This window comes from Haloferax sp. Atlit-109R (assembly GCF_003665865.1).
GTDB classification, from domain to species: domain Archaea; phylum Halobacteriota; class Halobacteria; order Halobacteriales; family Haloferacaceae; genus Haloferax; species Haloferax volcanii.
This window is the reverse complement of the sequence record NZ_QPLO01000025.1, coordinates 1-461: the sequence shown is the minus strand read 5'-3', so window position 1 is coordinate 461 and position 461 is coordinate 1. Positions and strand designations below refer to the sequence as shown.

The 461-nt window shown below is 32.5% G+C and carries 1 pseudogene; it reads right to left on the bottom strand.

Features of this window, described 5'->3' with window-relative positions:
* Nucleotides 1–461: pseudogene (locus DVK03_RS19485) on the bottom strand (hypothetical protein); the annotation flags it as partial.

Genomic DNA, 461 nt, shown 5'->3' with positions numbered 1-461 from the left:
ATAATTCGCTTTGGCTTTATTCAATACAGATTTAATACAACGAATTTCAGCATTACTAAAATGTTTTAAGTTCAATTGCACATGAGCAGGCAAGTTTTGAAGTAACATATCTTGTTCGACTTGTTGGTCATTAAACGTGTCCTCTATGTTGTATTGATGATTTGTATGACTTGAATGATTTGTTTGTGCTTCAGTATCTATTTCGTGTACTTCATCAATATCATTATCATACGTATCATTCATATCACTAGAATCAATATCACTAAAATAAGTGTAACTAGAATAAGTATAACTAGGTCGACATTCTTTTACTTCCAGACGGCCCATTTTTTTACTTCCAGACGTCCCATTTTTTAACTTCCAGACGTCCCATTTTTTCACTTCCTTGATATCACTGACTTCAGGCAAGTTTATATATATACGATTGGCTTTACCGAGTGATGATTTTTCGTTCATAAGTA